The 17,485-nt window shown below is 60.2% G+C and carries 11 protein-coding genes and 1 pseudogene; 2 read left to right on the top strand and 10 right to left on the bottom strand.

Going from position 1 to position 17,485, the window contains the following annotated elements:
• Window positions 1–9: 9 nt before the first annotated feature.
• Entirely contained in the window at window positions 10–3,363 is a 3,354-nt protein-coding gene (locus tag EN852_RS04245; RefSeq protein WP_127875641.1) for an Ig-like domain-containing protein, read from the top strand.
• Between the two features lie 243 nt (window positions 3,364–3,606).
• Here EN852_RS04245 and EN852_RS04240 read toward each other — a convergent pair whose 3' ends face one another.
• From EN852_RS04240 to EN852_RS04225, 4 genes and pseudogenes are all read right to left on the bottom strand, one after another.
• Window positions 3,607–3,849, bottom strand: a complete 243-nt coding sequence (locus EN852_RS04240; protein WP_127866844.1) for a hypothetical protein — start codon at window positions 3,847–3,849, stop codon at window positions 3,607–3,609.
• A 72-nt stretch (window positions 3,850–3,921) separates the two neighbouring features.
• Window positions 3,922–4,917 carry a nucleotidyltransferase family protein gene (locus EN852_RS04235; RefSeq protein ID WP_127880092.1) on the bottom strand — a complete coding sequence of 332 codons (996 nt, stop codon included), beginning with the start codon at window positions 4,915–4,917 and terminating at the stop codon, window positions 3,922–3,924.
• The gene (locus EN852_RS04230; RefSeq protein ID WP_127880093.1) at window positions 4,914–6,068 is read right to left on the bottom strand and encodes an aldolase; all 1,155 of its coding nucleotides are present in this window, start codon (window positions 6,066–6,068) and stop codon (window positions 4,914–4,916) included. The genes EN852_RS04235 and EN852_RS04230 overlap by 4 nt, the downstream gene beginning before the upstream one ends.
• A 358-nt stretch (window positions 6,069–6,426) precedes the next feature.
• Window positions 6,427–6,651: pseudogene (locus EN852_RS04225) on the bottom strand (DUF4158 domain-containing protein); the annotation flags it as partial.
• A 497-nt stretch (window positions 6,652–7,148) separates the two neighbouring features.
• On the opposite strand from EN852_RS04225, the gene EN852_RS04220 reads away from it, so the two are divergent.
• A complete protein-coding gene (locus EN852_RS04220) occupies window positions 7,149–7,820 on the top strand; it encodes a sugar transferase (RefSeq protein WP_127880095.1) in 672 nt (223 codons plus the stop codon).
• Between the two features lie 392 nt (window positions 7,821–8,212).
• Here the strand turns inward: EN852_RS04220 and EN852_RS04215 are convergent, their stop codons facing one another.
• Genes EN852_RS04215 through EN852_RS04190 form a run of 6 tightly spaced genes read right to left on the bottom strand, consistent with a single transcriptional unit; the run spans window position 8,213 to window position 17,477 of the window.
• Window positions 8,213–9,502 carry a lipopolysaccharide biosynthesis protein gene (locus EN852_RS04215; RefSeq protein WP_127880096.1) on the bottom strand — a complete coding sequence of 430 codons (1,290 nt, stop codon included), beginning with the start codon at window positions 9,500–9,502 and terminating at the stop codon, window positions 8,213–8,215.
• Window positions 9,499–10,884, bottom strand: a complete 1,386-nt coding sequence (locus EN852_RS04210; RefSeq protein ID WP_189545701.1) for an O-antigen ligase family protein — start codon at window positions 10,882–10,884, stop codon at window positions 9,499–9,501. The genes EN852_RS04215 and EN852_RS04210 overlap by 4 nt, the downstream gene beginning before the upstream one ends.
• Before the next feature lie 2 nt (window positions 10,885–10,886).
• Window positions 10,887–12,491 carry a right-handed parallel beta-helix repeat-containing protein gene (locus tag EN852_RS04205; protein ID WP_127880098.1) on the bottom strand — a complete coding sequence of 535 codons (1,605 nt, stop codon included), beginning with the start codon at window positions 12,489–12,491 and terminating at the stop codon, window positions 10,887–10,889.
• Complete coding sequence (locus tag EN852_RS04200) at window positions 12,481–14,634, bottom strand: exopolysaccharide transport family protein (RefSeq protein ID WP_127880099.1); 2,154 nt, start codon at window positions 14,632–14,634, stop codon at window positions 12,481–12,483. The genes EN852_RS04205 and EN852_RS04200 overlap by 11 nt, the downstream gene beginning before the upstream one ends.
• Window positions 14,631–15,965, bottom strand: coding sequence for a hypothetical protein (locus EN852_RS04195; RefSeq protein WP_127880100.1), 1,335 nt, complete (start codon window positions 15,963–15,965; stop codon window positions 14,631–14,633). Before EN852_RS04195 ends, EN852_RS04200 begins: the two co-directional genes overlap by 4 nt.
• An 18-nt stretch (window positions 15,966–15,983) precedes the next feature.
• Window positions 15,984–17,477 (bottom strand): hypothetical protein, encoded by a 1,494-nt coding sequence (locus EN852_RS04190; RefSeq protein WP_127880101.1) that lies wholly within the window; start codon window positions 17,475–17,477, stop codon window positions 15,984–15,986.
• Window positions 17,478–17,485: the final 8 nt, after the last annotated feature.

Here is a 17,485-nt window from a genome sequence, read left to right as displayed (position 1 = left end):
TGAGGGTAAATGACAATAAAAGCCAAGGCGGACACCGCAAGTCTTCTCGAAGATACCACGGTCACTGGTAACTTGCTTGCCAACGACACGGGAACCTCCGCGTTAAAGTGGATCAAGTATGGCAACACCTCCAAGCTGGTGGGCTCGACGACTACCATTCAGGGCCTCTACGGGACCCTTACGGTCTATGCCGATGGAAGCTACAGCTACACAGCCGACTTGGCGAAGGCCGAGGCCTTGGCTGCGGGAGCGGTCGTAACCGAGAGATTCGGCTATACGGCTAACGATCAACTCGGAAATACCAGCAGCAGCACGCTTACCTTTACCATCACTGGCGTTAACGATAATCCGGTGATCTCGATCGGCAGCGGCGACAGTGCAGGCGCCAACCTGACCGAAACCAATGCCACGCTTACGGCTGCCGGCAACCTTACGGTGACCGATGTCGATACCTCCGACACCGTCAGTTCAACTGTGACCAAGGCGGTTCTGACTGGCGCGACCGGCGGCCTCGTCGAAGCCGATGTCAAAGGACTGTTGACGCTCACTCCGGCCACGGGGCTTGCTGCCAACGCCGGCGACTCGCATAACCTCGGCTGGCAATTCAACTCCGGATCGCAAGCCTTTGACTTCCTGGGACAGGGCCAGGTCTTGACCATCGCCTACACGATTTCGGTGTCGGACGGTCATGGCGGGTCGGCCACCCAGCAAATCAATGTCACCATCACCGGCACCAACGACGCGCCGGTTGCTAGCGCAGACGCCTATGCAGCCGAAGCCGGCGTGCAACTCAATGTGTCGGTGGCGCAAGGCGTCCTAGCCAATGATCACGACGCAGAGGGCAGCGCCCTCCATGCCGTGTTGATTTCAGGCCCGTCGCACGGGACGCTCCATCTGCTGGACGACGGGTCCTTCGACTACACCGCCGCCGCCGGTTACACTGGCCCGGACAGCTTTACTTACGAGGCTTTCGATGGGGCTGCGTACAGCGCCGCTACCGCCGTCACGCTCTCGGTCACGTCCGGCAACACGGCACCTGTTGCCGCCAATGACAGCTACAATGTCACGGCCGGGACGGATTTTAGCGTCGTCAGGGCGGGGGGCGTCCTCGCCAATGATAGCGACGCCGACGGCAACCCGCTCGAGGCCGTCCTGCAGACGGGGCCTGCCAATGGCAGCCTGACCCTCGATAGCGATGGTTCGTTCATCTACACGGCAGTTGCCGGCTTCACCGGAACCGACAGCTTTACTTACAAGGCCTTCGACGGGACAGCCTATAGCAACACGGCAACTGTCAGTCTGGTGGTCAGTTCGCCCAACGCCATTCCAGTAGCCAGTGACGATGTCTACAGCTTGAATGCCGGCTCGACCCTGACGAAGAGCGCTGCCAATGGCGTCCTCGCCAATGACAGCGATGCCGATAACAACGTGCTGCAGGCGGTGCTGCTCGTCGGCCCCAGCAAGGGCACGTTGGCGCTCAACGCGGACGGCTCGTTCACCTACACGCCCATTGCCGGCTTCACCGGAACCGACAGCTTTACCTACCGGGCATTCGATGGCCACGACTACAGCGCAGCGGCATCGGCCGAACTGACGGTGAACGCCATTCCCACCCCCACGACCGTAGTATTCCAGGATGGATTGAACGGCTATGCGGCCACCCTGGACACCACCTTGGATCAGGCAAAGCCCACGACGTCTTTCGGCTCCGACATCGCAGTGAGTGTCGACAAAGCCGATGCCGGCGTCGCCAATGCCAAGCAAGCGCTGCTCTGTTTCGACAATTTGTTTGGTTCGGGCCCGGGGCAGATCCCAGTGGGTGCCACCATCACCTCGGCAACCCTCACCTTACAGACGAACAACGAATCTGCGTCGGCGGCCAATGGTGCGTTCTATCGCATGCTGGTTGACTGGACCGAAAGCGCGACTTGGAACTCGATGGTTGGAGGCGTCCAGGCCAATGGCGTCCAGGCCCTGTCCGTGGCGGACGTGACTGTGGGGCAGACCGCTCTCGGACCAACCACGGTTGATGTCACCGCAAGCCTGCGCGCCTGGGCAACCGCGGGTACGACTGCTGCTGAACTCAATGCTGCAAATCAGGGCTGGCTGATCAGCACAGGTTCTACCGACGCCTGGAGGTTTGACTCCTCCGAGGGTTCAGTGCACCCGAAGCTCGCCGTGACCTACTTGATCGGCACCAGTTCCATGCCGGTCCTGGGCATTTCCGATGCCGCGCAAACCGAAGGCCCGGGCGCCAATATTACCTTCCACCTCAGTCTCGACCACGCTGCGTCTCAAGACATTCCGATCAGCTACTCGATCATCGACGGCACCGCCACCGTCGCCAATGACCTGCTCGGCCCCGCGACCGGTATAGTGACCATTTCTGCCGGCCAGACTTCCTTGGATCTTGCGCTCACGCTCAAGGACGACACGCTCACCGAGAACACGGAATCCTTTAGCCTCAAGTTGAACTCCGCAAACGGTGCCTTCATCGCAGAGAATACGGCGACTGGTACGATTTACGACAACGATCCAAACCCCGTCATTCAAGCCAGTGTCGTCGCCGTGACCGACCTCACCACGGCCCCTTTCCGCGATGTCGATGCGGCAGGGGCAGGTATCGGCGATCCCTCCGGCCTGGCCTATGATCCGGTCTCTCACAAGCTGTTCATTGCCGACTCGGAACATGATGAGAGACCGTGGTTCAGCCAGACCAACCTGTTCTCGATCGGTCCCACCGGTGCTACTCAGGGATACAGCCTGGAGTCATTCACCTTCGAGCCCACCGGCCTCGGGATCAATCCGTCCAACGGTCATATGTATATCTCCGATGACGATCAGCTGGAGGTGTTCTGGGTCGACCCGGCCAATCCAACGGTCAAGCTTGGATCATTCGACACGGCATCCCTGGGGCAGGACGACAGCGAGGACTTGCGGTTCGATCCGACGACCGGCCACATCTTCGAGCTCGATGGCCATCAGAAACTGATGTACGAACTGACTGGCGATGGGGCACTGGTGAGAACCATAAATCTCCCCTCGGTAATGCATGACGCGGAGGCGCTGGCCTACGATCCAACTCACGGCATCTTCTTCGTAGCCTCCGGATTGAGCCCGAATATCTGGGAGATGGATCAGGCCGGCGACATCATCTCGACAATCAGCGTCCTCAACTCGCCGGCCTACACAAACCCGATTACCGGGGTGGCGGTGAGGCCCAAGGGTCTAGAGCTAGCACCAAGTTCCGACCCAAACGACGGACAGCAAATGAGCCTCTATGTCGCCGACTACGGCGTCGACCAGGTCGCTGATGGCCGGTTGTTCGAAATCCATCTGGGCTCGGACTGGCTGCTGTCCTGACAACTGGACTCATGTCGAGCAGTTCCAGAACGACAATTTCGTGAGCAGTCTGCTGCTTGCGTAGGGAGAATTCCAAGCACACCACGGCCACATGTCATGGTGGCCGGCTCCGAGATGCTCGGGATGGTGGAAGGTCCGCGCATGCGGATGGGCCAGATCAGCGCCCAGCAAAAAAGCCCGGGCTGATCGAGCGGCCCGGGCATTTCAAATGCTGTCGAACAAAGGCCTAAATTTCTCGAACCACTATTTTCCGGTTTGGCCGGGAGGGCCGATGTGAATGTGGTTCTTGTCCCCCCAGCCGTTGCCCGGCCATCCGCCCGATTTGGCGATTGCCCTGGAGTTCAAGCTCGTGCCGAGCAGAAGCGTGATGGCTGGCGGCGTGACCGCCGCGAAGCGTCCCGCCTTCTTGAGAAAGTCACGACGCGCCTGAGCTTCGGAAACGAGAATCTCCGGTTTCCCTTCCGAAGGTTTATTTTCGATCGCCATGTCAAGGCCCTCTATTTCTGGAAAATTACTTTATAGATTGCAGAAAAATAAACCAGTACGCCACCCAAAGGCTTAGACTTTCGCGCCAGAGAAAAAAAGAGTGCGAATAACACGACGTCCGAGATCAGACGGACCGCGCCGCGCCAAATCGTCGGCACGCGAGAACCGCCGTGTGCCCCACGCCAGATTGGCGGCCAAACGCAAGGGGGCGCCGAGGAAGGGATGTCTCGCCGTGAAAACCCGCCTCCAGTGCTGGAAGCGAACCATCGGGCGCGGTGCGCCGCTCGTCGGGATCCTCGTCCCGAAGAAATGGTGCAAAGCCAGGAGTTGGGTGTCGAGCGCATTGCGGGCGCCTCGATCCGACATGGCTGCCCGCAAAGCCGTCCAATCCATGTCGTCGCTTTCGGCCAACTGCGCCAGATCATGAAGGTGCCTGAGATCGATCCGTCCGCGCCAGTAGTCCCCCTCCTTGAGAAGGTCATGCATCATCCAGTGCAGGGCGCGAGAATGTGCCGGAGGAATTTTAACGCGCAAACCATTTCTTTCGACGGGACTGGACGGGCCGAATGCGCTTGTCTGACTGGTCCGCAATTCCAGCATTCCAGCGTCCTGCCGGCGGGCCAAGCCCCGACCGCTCGCCACCGGCGCGTAGCCAAGCGCTTCCAGGCAAGCTTGGGCGCTCGCCTCTTCGGTCGGCTCCACAGCCAAATCGAGGTCACTGGTCATCCTGCTGGGGACGCGCTCAGGGACGGAAAGAAACAAGGGTATTGCCCCCTTGAGCAGGAGCGGAACGATCTCGCGCCGGTTCAGCGCTGCGACGGCTTCAGCCAGCTGGGCGCGCAAGCGCAGGTTCCGTTCCCGGTTGCAGTCGTGAACGAACCGGAGGTACTCGCGCACGTCGTGCGGCAGGCCGTGGATCTGGCCGGCATGCGCGAGGGAGGAGAACAAGGCGGGTGTGAGCAGAGTATGGTTCGCAAGCGCGATCACCGCCTGCCAGTCGGCGCCGGCGGGTGGCCGGCCGCGAAGTCCCGCGATCAACGCATCGAGCGTGGCGCCGGCGCGCATCATCGGCATGCCCTCGCGATCAGTTCCACCGCATCGTCGAGTCTGTAATAGGTCAGGCAGTAGGCCTGCGCCGATCCGATGATTTTGCTCAGCGCATCAAACGCGGCTCCGGTTACTTCCCTGCCGGGCGCAAAAGCGCCGTTGAGCAGACCGCGCAAAGCGCTCGCTGGATCGACCGGCGCCAGGCAGGCTTTCGTGTCGTGACCTCGACGGAGCAGGATCACACTGCCGACGGAATGAGGAGAATGCGGTGCGAACGTCCTCGGCACGGCAAACCGCACGCGTCGGCGATCCGGACGGCGAAAGATTGGAATGGCATGGAGATCGGCGCAGTATTCGGCCAGAAGCGGCCATGCTCCCGCCTTGACAGCGGGAGCGAACGGAAGACCCACGCAGAGCCCTTTCGAGTCCAGAAGCGTCACGTCGTCCGCGGCGAAGCCGAAGCCTGCATGGACCAATGCCATGGTCAACGTCGTCTTGCCCGCACCCGGATTTCCGCAGAGGAGCACGACGCGTTCTCTTCCGAGAAGCGCAGCCGCATGGACGGCAAGTTCATAGGCGCCGTGCTCGAGAACCTCTGTAAGCAAGTGCCCTTTCAGCACGACGGGAAGTTCGTCGGGCGAGCAGGACTGGATCCAGTCGGAATCCCGGAACAGATGAATCCGTCCGCGGTGCTCGGCCAGATGTAGCAGAATATCTGCAGCATCTGTCTGAACTTCGAGATGCCGAAATACGGCGATGGCCGGAAAGGCCCAGGCCGCCGGATAGGCGATGCGTATATGAAGGCCAGCAATGGCGACCACCCGACTCACATGGTCGTATGCCGACGGCGGAGACAAAGGCGCACGGGGCCGTATCAGACCCAGTCGTTCCCAGTCCTCGAGGGCTGCCTCGACATACCTGTTTGCCTCATGCCTATCGATGCCGCCGCGCGCAATCTCGAACGCAATGGCCGACGGCGGCATGCCTTCTTCCACAGAGCACCAGATGTCGGCAGCGGTATCGTTGACGGCGAAGATGGCCTGCCCGGACGAGCCGAACAGGATGTTCTGCCCCCCGACGCGCGCCAGCCGACCCTCGATCACCAAGTTGGCCGCGCTGCAGTCGGCACGACCTACCGCCGTGGTTCCATCAACGGCCTGGTGCTGCTTCATCGGATTGTCGTCCCGCCAGCCAATTCATCGAATCTCGGGATCGTGCGTAGGCCAGCGCGTGCTGGTAGATCGTACGAAGCTCCCTTGAAGCGCGTCGCGTTTGACAAATTCACGCGACGCGCTTTAACCAGTGAAAAACGCCCGCCCACCTTCGAGGCGGTTTATTTATGCGGCGCATGGGAGGCAATGCCCTCGGACTTGTTCTTCGAGCGGCTTGTGTTTCCTGATGCCATGATGACAACTCCCAAAAACCGACAAGTTTACTTCAAAGGGACAATATTTACCTTAGCACTTCGAGTGCCAGCCTTAGATTCATCCTAAAGGAGTACCGGGGCGCAAGGAATTCCGTAGATCCGTGTCCGTTGCCGGCGAACGTCCCCGTCTGGCGCATAGTGCAAGGCTGAACCGCGAAGCCCAGCTTGTTCTGCGGTCGGCGGCGGAGCTCGCATTCCAAACGATCTGCCGGGTCCAGTGTAAAGTGACCGATCGGACTATCCTCGTCCGTCGCAATACCCACGAGTATCGCAGCTTCCTTTGAGCTGACGAGCCTTCTTCTACCCGCTCGCCTTCTCCCTTGGCACACACGGACTTCAAGGGGAAATTGGTCGCCATCAGCCAAATGCTTTCAACCGGCCGGCAGCTTCATCTGCAGATCAATCACGCAAGTTCGTGCTCCTCCGGTCTTAGGGTGTCGGTGGGAACAGTTCTTGTTCCGACCCCTTGATGGAAAACTTCAGCGGCCAGCCGTGCGACGCGTTCCTGAACGAGACCCTGTTCACCTCACTCGCCCAGGCGCGCCGCACTTGAAGAACGGCGCCGCGACTACAATATCGTCCGGCTCATTTTCGCATCGGCAGGCTAACGTCAATCGCGTTGCGAGAGTTAATTTCGCTCGACTCTTTAATCCAAATTTTGTAAAATTATTTGCAGTAAATCTTCCCGGAGGCGCAGTTGCAATCTGGACGCATGGCGGTGTATGAGATGCGCTAATTGTCTCGGCGATGCTGAGTAAAAAGGACGCAGCGATACCCACCAGACGGTGTGTTTAGTCTGGAATGTTGTTCTTATTGCAATGAAGCCATGTCGTTTGTAGGGGTCGGCATGGGTGTGTTAGAGCAATCTACTGATCGGGTTATTATCGATCTATCCCGCAGTTATCTTAACAGCCGGTTCAGACGCTCGCTGGATACGTTGGTAGCTGTACTCTTGTTGGTTGCCCTGATCCCGGTGATAGGGCTCATAACCGTCGGTATTTCAATAACATCGCCTGGACCAATCCTTTTCCGGCAACGGCGGAGCGGAATAGGCATGAAGCCGTTCATGCTCCTCAAGTTCCGTACGATGTATTGGGCGGAGACGCGGGCGGGAACGGTCGAGCAAGCGATCCGGGGGGATTCACGAGTCACCCCATTGGGCCGGTTCCTCCGGGCGACGAGCCTCGATGAGCTTCCACAGCTCTTCAACGTGGTGCGTGGTGAGATGTCACTCGTCGGCCCGCGGCCACATGCCGTTGAGCATGACCGATTCTATATGGCGCGCATCCCACATTATGTGCGGAGATTTGAAGTTCGCCCAGGCCTGACTGGGCTTGCGCAAATCAGCGGCGCGCGCGGGGGCACCCCGCGAATACAGGACATGCGGCGGCGTGTGGACATTGATTTGGAGTATATCGAGAACGCCAGTTTGCCAGTCGATTGCCTGATCTTCCTTCAGACCGTCCGTGAGGTGTTCGAATCAGATTCCGCCTACTGAGCCGGTCTGCGGCCCCTCCCCCAGACTTACATCGATAATGGAAAACCGCAGGATGACGTCACCCGCCATTGCGAAGTGAGCCTGCGCCAGCCAGTGCCGGGCTCCCTTGTTAGACGCTCAATTCGCCGGTGGTGGGAGAAGCCGGTGGCCCAGACCCATTCGATCGCCCTGCGCGATGCTGATTTCCACAACGGGATTGCTGGCGTCAGGATTGTAGAGGCCGCGGGAAGCTTTGGCCCGTCATGAGTTCCTGCGGGAGTGGGCGCTGCCTCTGGCGCACACCGGCTGATCGTCAAAAGCGATTGCAATGCGCGGCTCCACCAATTCCGGCTTGCCGGTGTTTCCCTTCACGATCAATTGAGGACGGCGCTTATGGGACGGCTACCAAGTGCTCAAGGTTTGATCGTTCGCCAGAAACATATGAAATAGGTGATGTTGGCGGCGATTAGGGTACCCGCGGTCGCAACGGCGGCGCCATCGGCACCGTAAAGGGCCGAAAGGATGAAGGTTGCTGCGAAATTGAATGCCGCGAAGCCCAGTGCCAGCTTGCCGTAGGTCCGCTCCTTGTCAACCATCATCAGTGCGGTGGCGCAAGGGCCTACGGCGGCAGAGATCAGATAGCCCAGACCAAGGAGACGGAGGATAGCGGCCGCTCCAATAAACTCGTTGCCGAACCAGCCGAGCACAAGACTTGGCGCCGCCCAGAATGCTACGGCAAGCGGCAGTGCACCAGCGAGCGACAACAGACAAAGGCGCAAATATGACGTCCTCAGTTCCTCGAGGCGGCCCTCGTTGAACATCACGCTAATCCACGGCGCCGCAACCGGCGTAATGATCCGCAGCATGAAGACGTTCATCAGCGCGAGCCGCGACGCGGCTTGATAAAGTCCCGCACCATGGTTGTCGCCGGTAAAGCCCAAGATCAGCACGGCGGTGCGTGATACGAGCTCGTCACTAAGACTGCCGACCAGCATGGCGGCGGCTGCAAAAGCCCATTCGCCCACACGCCATTCGGCTGCTGTCTTCCAGGTGGCGGGCGGCGTAAAATTCGCGACTGCAACCGCTGAAATCGCAAGGAGCGGAACGCAGCTGGCGCCGTAATAGACCACCGCACGGCCTGGATCGTGGAGCCCCAGTGCCAACACCAAGCCAATGACGGCCATTGGCAGCATCAGGGTAGGCAAAGCCTCACCGAGGTCGCCCGCGTGGAAGCCGCGCAATAGGTAACGATTGAGTTCAAGCAGTGTCAGTGCTGTGGCAAGTAATGCCATATAGGCCGGAACTATGTTGCCCGCGATACCTGGCCACATGAAGCGTGCGAAGCCCAGCGCCCCGAGGAATATGGCGAGCCCGGCGATAGTCGTCGCATAAGCCTGCAGCAGCACCCCCTTGATGAGACCGAACTGTTGCGCGTTGGTGTAAGCGCTCAGGAGCCGCGTCGAAGCATTGAGCCAGCCCATCGGAGCAAGCCGCGCTGCGACTGTGGCGATCGCCAAGGCGACATTGAACGCGCCGTAATCCGCTGCGCCAAGTGACCGGGCCAAAACGATTTCGAGCGCGAACAGGGCAGCAACACCGGCGCTGCGCACGAAGAGTACCCGCAGGATGCGCCCGTTCAACTTGCGGCGCAAAGCGGCGCCGGCATTGGCGGTCTCCGGCCACGCCGACGGGAGGAAGGTCATGACCGGGGACTCTGCAGCATCGGGGACTGCAGCGCCACCCTGCGGGCGGGTTGCAAGCTGGCTGCGAGAAACTCGCTGTAGGCGATGAAGAGGAAAATCAGTATGGAGGCGATCGCGGGTGCGTCAATATCCTCGAACACGAGCCACGCCCACAAAGTGATCTGAAGCGTCAACAACAGCCGGAGCTGCGTTCTGGCAACGACTGGCAGCCTCGTGGCGGCCGCCGCGAGACCGAGCCAGCGTATGATCGGAAGAACCAGCAGGTAGGCTGCCACCAGCGACAGACCGAGAACGCCTCCCTTTGTAAAAGCGGAGATGAAAGTCGAGTGCGAACCCAAGGCAATATGGCTGATTTCTTCGCGCGGCTTTATGCCGAGGCCGAAGACGGGATTGTTGTCGAGCGTTTCGACGACGGCTCGGACGTAGTTGTCGGTGCGGCTGTTGGTGCTGTATTCCCGATAAGTCGTGAGCGACGATAAGTCCGCGAGTAGCGGCAGGAGAAGGGCCGCGGCAACCGCCGCAATGCTTGCAAAGCGTCGAAATGGCGAACCGAAAGCTATTCCCGCCACCGCGAGCCCCGCCAACCAGCCTGCCAGAACTGAACGGCTTAACGAAATGGCGAGTGTTGCCGTGATGAGGCCCTCAAGCAATGGCGCGAGCTGGGCTCGCCGGCCTCCACGGTTATGCAGGTGCAGAAGCGCCAGGACACCGAGGATGGCGATGATGATGGCAGTGGCGTTTGGATAGGGGCCATAGATGCCGATGCGTGGCATCGGAGTTCCGTGCAAGCCCCAGTCGGCAATAGTGAGGGTGATTGTTGTGGACTGGCGGATGAGAGCAGCCGAATCTGGAATCCTGTTACCGGCGATGGCGCCAAAGAGACTTGGGAATTGCAAGTCGAATCGCCTGACTGCATAGGCGAACACGAAGGCGCCCCAGGTCAGGGGGATGAGAACTACAAAGCTCCAGAAGGCACGATGAAGAATGCGGCGGCGCCCATCGCCGGCATCTTTGAGGAGCGCGCGAAACTGCTGGACGATGATGAGGGCGCTCGCCCAGATTGCCGCATTGTAGATGGCCGCGGCGAATCTCAGCGGTTCCTGCGCGATGACGAAGCCATTGACGAATGCGGATCCGGTGAGCGCAACGATGACGAAGGCGAGCAGACAGTCTCCCAAAGTGAAATGCAGGTTTACCGAAGGGCGCATGATCAACAAGATGAGGGCGAGTAACATCGGCATCACGAAGCCGATCCCCAAGGCCCACCAAATCGGTAGCCCGAGCAGAAAAATCGAAAAAGCTGTTTCGGTAAGGTGAGCATAGCCCTTCTCCCGCCTGCGGCTGGCGGCAAAGAGGCGCGATGGGGCAGCATTCACGGACATCTTCAGGAGTCGATCCTTCCGCAACTCCGCCAGTTGCCTGGGCTTCCGCGCATCACACAGAACCATGCCGCCGCGGCACCTGGAGTAGGTGCATCGTTGTCGATGCGGAGGCCCGCAGGGTGCCACCCCAGTGACGGTGGAGCGCTTGCAAACTGAAAACTGTTGCCGGTGAAGCGGGGCCGGACCGCTGTTTCATCCCAAGGCCGCAAGAAGGGAGTAACGGTTCCCGGGGCGGAGTTTCCAATGACTATCGCTTCAAATTCGCCGCCCCCCGCCTTTCCGAAATCGAATGTGGAAACGGCATGGGTGGCAGCGCCCCGCCTGACAATCGTGTTGCCGATGACGACGGCGCGCGCTGTGGGCATCGATCCGGCCCGGAGGCTGATTGCCACATAATCATTTCCGGCAGTGGCCGCAACAGGGCGGCAGGCGATACGATTGGATGAGATAATGAGCGAGCCATCGGCGCCGTCGCCGAGCGCGACGACGGAGTTGCACGATATGGCTGAGAGAACCCCTTCGCGCTCTCCCGCGCCGACGCCCCAACCATCAATGTAGCAACCTGAAATTTCCGTCTGGAAGGCATGCTCGAAGACCATGCCATTACGCCCCGCGCCGTTTAGGTGGCAACCGGTGGCGCGCCATCCTGCGGATCGGGTGATGTGAATGCCGTTACCACGGCAACCCAGAAGTGCTTCGGGGCCGACGGCGACGGTGCAATAGTCCAAGATGCCGTCAGTCGCCAATGGCGGCTCAGCCGCGCCTGTGGGGTCTCGGGCTCCCGGCAAAGCGCCGATCAGGATGCCGCCGAAATTCATCTCGCCATGTGGTCCTGTGAAACTGGCTCCGCCTACCCCCGCGCCCTTGACCCATACGCGACGGAGTAGGTTGTCGACGAGCGCACCCATAAAGGTACCGTCGGGGCGCTGGGTGTTGATCCACAGGCCAAAGCCGGTGGCGCTTCGGATCCAAATGTTATGAATGTCGAGCTGTTGATTGGCGAGCATAAGCCCGTGGACTGGAACACCGCCCTGCGCTGTTACGGCATCGACGTCGAAGTACAAGTCGCGCATGTGAAGGCGTCTTGCAAAATCTTGCCCCTCCACCCATTCACGGCTGACCAGCAATGCGGCAAGCGGCAGTGGAGCCACACCTTCAACGCTTGAATAGTGTAGGACATATGGCGTCTCAAATCCCTTCAGGGCCCGAAAACCGCTCAGCGGAGAATTGCCATCCCCCGGCACTTCGCCAGCAAGCTCGATCGACTGCGGAACGGCGATTGGGCGGGCGAGACCGAACACGCGAGGCGGTACACGCAGCCGCGTGCCGGGCCTTTGCCCTGCCCAGTCAAGTGCTGCCTGCAGAGCCTCAGAGTCGTCGGTGACGCCATCGCCGCGCGCACCGAAATCGTCAAGCGACGGCAATTCCCGCAGTTTATCTTCAATGCGGCGCCTAACACTTCCCGGTGCCCCAAGACTGAATTCCGCGCCTGCGTCGGACGCATTGGCACTCACCCCCGCCGGCAGCGCAGCACCTGCTCCAGCAAGACCTGCAAGGAGGAAGCGCCTCCGGTTGGATGGCGCGGCACCTTGGTCTTCATCCCTCATAGAGTCTCCGGAAACGCTTTTGTGTGAGCAGGCCTGACGACTGGACTTGTTGGCCCCGGATTTCGACGCCGGTCATGACGGCAAAGACCAAACGGGTGGTGAGCCGCCGCAATACTCCGGCACCAGCCTCGGCGTCGGAGCGCTCGGTCCTGCCCCATTCCAGGGCGATGAGGACGCAATCCCCATGGCTTGCGAGGGCGTGGCAGTCGCTTACCCCCAGCAGCGGCGGCGCATTGACGATGATATATTTGTAGCGCTTGGCTAGCATCTTGATCAGCGTCACGATGTTGTTGTGGGGGGCAGAAACATGGGCGTCACTTTGGGGCTCGCCGTCGAGGGACAAGATGTCGAGGCCCGTTGCCTGATCGAGGGTCAGCGCCACGTCGATCGAGGTGTCGGAACTCAGATTTGAGCTCAACAGCTTGGTTGCTTCGGCCGGCACTTGCAGGCCAAAATCTCGCATTGGTACCGGTTGGTACTTGTCGAAATTCACCAGTACCGTGCGCTTGCCGGCCTGGGCAGAATAGACTGCGAGATCGACAGCGAGCTGCGCCTTTTCGCGACTCGGCAGGGGTGAGGTGACCACAATGGTCCTGGCCCGCGGTGAGGCAACGGCCAGTCGCGCCTCCAGAGCGCCAACCGCGTGGGCATAGAGGGAGTTCGCTTTCCGGGCGAGGGCCGAGCGGTGGCGGATCTGACCGGCGATGCGATCAGGCTTGGGCAGCAGAGCCAGGCAGGGCACCCCTAGCGCTTCCTCGACCTCGCGTGAACCGACGAGCCGCTTGTCCAAGGATTCGCGCGCAAGTGCTATCGCGGCCCCGAGCAGAGTCGATAGCACCGCAGCAGCAGCGGCGATGATGAAGACACTAAGGCTCGATGGCTTGATAGGAATCTCGGCCGGCGACATGACCCAAGCGCCCGCATCCGCAGAACCGAGCATTGCATCGGCTTGTTGTTCGGAGCGCAGCAGATCCTCATAGACCGAGCGCCTTGCTACGGCGTCGCGCTCAGCTACCTGCAATTGCACGGAGTAAATCTCGGCGCGTCCGTTTTGGTCTGCGGCTCCCTTTAACTGCTCTTCGAACGCTGCCGACCGCGCAGTGACCGCGGCGAGTTCGTTGCGAACGCCGGTGACGATGCGGTCAATCTCTTGGGAAATGCGCTGCCTGACGTCGGCAAGGTGGCCGTTCAGGATTGCAGTACGCGGGTTGTGGTCGTTGTAGATAGCTGAGTTCTCGGCAATCTGGCGCATCAGATCCAGTTCCTGCGTGCGCAATTGCGACACGGCTTGGGAGGCGAGAACCTCATTGATCGCGTTGGTAGAACCGCCGGACAACTTGATCTGATCGATGGCGGATAGTTTCGATCGGAGATTGGCTTCGTCAGCCTTCGACTCGATCAGCAGCTTATTTAGTTCTTGCATATCGGAATTTGCGAGCGTGACATTGCTGCTTGTCAATATCTGGCCCTTCGCACGCAGGTCAGCGACCCTGCCTTCGGCTTCTATCACCTGGCCCTTCTGGGCATCGAGCGACTTCAGGGCGCGTGCCCGCCAAGCACTGATGTCAGCATTTCTGCGTTCGAGAAGATTGGCCACGTAGAAGTTGGCCAGCTGATTTGCAATTGCTGCCGCCTTGCCGGGATCGATGGAAGTGAACGAAATTTGAATCACGCGTGACTCCGGGGGATTGGAGACGGCGAGGTTCCGCTGAAATATGTAAAGTGCATATCCGCGCAACTCTTCGGTGGCGCTCTCTTCCTCATCTTTGCTTGAGGACCGCGCAAGGAACCGGCCATGTGCGCTGATCTGGAATTCTGGATCATTGAGGAGGTCCAGTGCATCGATCGTCTGGTTGGCAAGAGGATTACCCAGCACAGTGTTGACCTGGGTCTGCATGAGTGAGGGATCCGGGGTGGGACTCTGTGTCTCAACAGGGGCGCCGGTGATGCTCTTGTTTGGGTCGACGACGACCAGCACCGTCGCCGTGTAGCTGGGGCCGCGCCATATGGCAAACGCGGCAGATGCCATGGTGATGACGAGCATCGTGGTGATGATGGTCCGAGTGCGCTTGCGCAAAATAGCCAAGAGGTCGCTGAATGTGGCTTCGCGACTTGTTTCGGCGATCGGGTTCTCATTGATCATGATACTTGATATCTCTCGGTCTTCTCGTCGTGATCGTTATTCTGAAGATCCGTTTCAAAGGCGCCTCCGGCCGCGCCAAAATGAAGGCAGGACGCGAGGGCGGTCGCGAATTCATTGCAGTTGCTCTCTTCACGGCCGGCAAACCTGGATTCAACAAACCACAAAAGTGAGCGCAGCAGACTGATCGCCGCGAGCGGCTGCGCATTGTCCGGATTGAAGCCCGTGCTTTGCAAGGCAGCGCGGCCAACGTGGATGATGCGCGGCATCAGCGGCAGCTTGGTCAAACGGCGCATTTCAATGAACATCACGAACTGCATGATATCGAGGCCGAGTGGAACTCCGATTTTGCCACGCTCCCAGTCCCACACGTTGAAACGGCCACCTCCAAGAACCTGGATATTCGGCGGGATCCAATCACCGTGGCTTACACCAAGCGGGAAGACGATCCCGCCCCAGCGCGCTTCCACGGTCTTCCAACCATGTTCGACAGCGGCGGCGACACTGGCAGACAGCAGAGGACTTGATTGGCTGGCCAATGTGCGAATCTCCTGCCAAAAGCGGGTCTCAGCCAGGGCTTTGGGTGGTGACGGCGCGAGGCTGGCGATGGCAGCAGCGGCCGGCAACATCGTGTGCACAATGGGGGACCGCCCCCGGCCGGGAAGCTGGTGGACGATCAGCGCCTCGAGACCGCGCCAGGGTCCGCTGCCGAGCACCGTCGGAATGGCCACGGCGCTCTCGCGGCAGAGCGGAGCCAGTTTTCTGAGAAATTGCGCTTCATGGCGCACCAGGCGGCGAGTCAACTCATCCCAGCCGAATTTCGCATAGGCCAAAACCTGGCCTCGCGGCGACACCGCTTGAATGACGGGCTTGCTATTGGGCCGGCCCGGGGCAAGCCTTAGACTCATCACGAAGTCCCCCGTTCCGAGCACATCCGCAAGAAAGCCGTGGACCGGAGTGTCTTTGGCTCCAAGCGAATCTGTGACGACGGAGACGCGATTGCCCCAGGACAACAGCGGCAGACCGAGACGGCTTTCGAATGACAACATCTGGGCGGCCAGGCGCGAAACGCGCGAACCCGCTCCCTTCCCATACTGCGCGAGGACCGCAGTGCGGGCCTTAGCACCACCGGTGAGTGGGATAAGCACACGGGGATCATCGAGCCCGGGGAATACCGCATAGCGCTCAAGGATTTTGTAGCCGTTCTCCTTGCCTGCGGGGCTCATTTGGAGCATGCCAAACTGGCCGCCAGAGAGCACCTGCAAGGCGGAATCGAGGTGCCGCGGACAGGGCATTGGGTCCTGTGTGTTGCCATGCCGTAGATCGTGCACCAAGGATCCAACCCTCCTTTTTCACAAGACCGCCCAAACCGCATTGACCGCCTGTCTGGCCGTCTCTTCCAGAGGTCCGGTTGTGTCGATGGTGACGACAGGCGTCGATCCGAAATCCGTCTTACGTTCGAGTTCCCAATGCCGACGTACCGCGGCCTCGTCCGGTCCTCCTGCCTTGTCGCGTGTGGCATCGCGCGCGATGGCGATAGCGATCGGCGCTGTGAGTTTTATTACGAGATTGGGACGGGGTATCGCGGAGTAGCAGTAGCGTTCGTATTGCATCAACTTGCGCTTCAGCCATGAATCGCAACCGGCAAGGGCCACACTGTCGAAGCTGCTGCTGTCGATGGTGCCGGGCTGCAACGAGGGATATCGGTCAGATATGACAATTGCGCCCGCTGCCGCTTTGCGCAAAGCGCGCTGCAGCAGACGGCGGCGGTCGTGTGCGAGCAATGCCATCCGTGCGACATGGAAGAGGGAGAAATCGCGACGCTCGCGGCGCGCGGGGTCTTCATAGACCGCCATCCGTTCATGCGGCAGGAGGCGACGCGCCAGCGGAACGAACCAGTTCGGAAGCCAGGAAATCAACGTTGGCGGCGGTTTGCCAGCGTGGATGCGGCAAACGTTTAGGTGCCGGCCGAGGCAGCGGGCGAGTTCATTCGCAGTCGTTGATTTGCCCGTCGCCTTGGGGCCCACCAGTGCCACAATGCCGCCGCCGCTCACGAGGTGCAAACTCTTCGCGCCACTCAGCCTGCCCCTGACGAAATCGCCAAAGCGCCAGAGCCGCGAGACAGCAGCGCCAAATGCTGAAAGCCGCCGCGTGCCGCGCAGCCGCCATGCGACTTTCCAGCCAAGCCGAATACGGAGGAAAATTGCTTCTTGTCTGGCGATAGCATTGACGAGATCGGAGAAGAGTTCAGCACCAATAACGGGAAACAGCCTGTCGCAAATGGCCGGGGGCGGCACGATGCTTCGACTGGCCGCCTGTTGCAGCCAGGCAAGTTCGTCGGCGTGTTTGCTGCGATGACGGTTTGATTTCAGTAATTCGATGGGACTCAGATGTTTCAGCGCGATCCTCAGCACAAAATAGACCAACTCGCAGGCCGCGTCCGGCACCTTCACCCCCAAGAGTTCACGGGTGTTGGCAAGGAGCTCGCCCTCGATCGGCATGCGGTAGTTCTTCACCAGGCTGTCGCCGCTATAGACTTCGTGGCAGACGTGGAGGTCGACAAGCTCGCCCGTGTGACCGTCAAGGCCAATCGCGTGAAATGTGCTGGGGTGGCCGCCTCCAAGAGCGGATTGCGCCAGTTTGAACCCCGAGACGCTCAGCACCCCTTGGAACTTCGCGGCCTGTCGGCGGTCCACAAGAATGTCAATGTCTTCCTCGCCGGCAAGGGTCGCTTCAAGACGGCAGTTACTCTTCCAATGGCAATAGGAAATCCTTGCCGCGTCCAGTTCGCTGAAAAGTCTGCGGATTACGGCTTTCTCATTCTGACCTTTGCTTTCGAGGCTCAACGTCCCTG

It is taken from the genome of Mesorhizobium sp. M2E.F.Ca.ET.209.01.1.1 (assembly GCF_004010375.2).
Lineage (GTDB): Bacteria > Pseudomonadota > Alphaproteobacteria > Rhizobiales > Rhizobiaceae > Mesorhizobium.
This window is presented reverse-complemented; position numbering and strand designations above follow the sequence as displayed.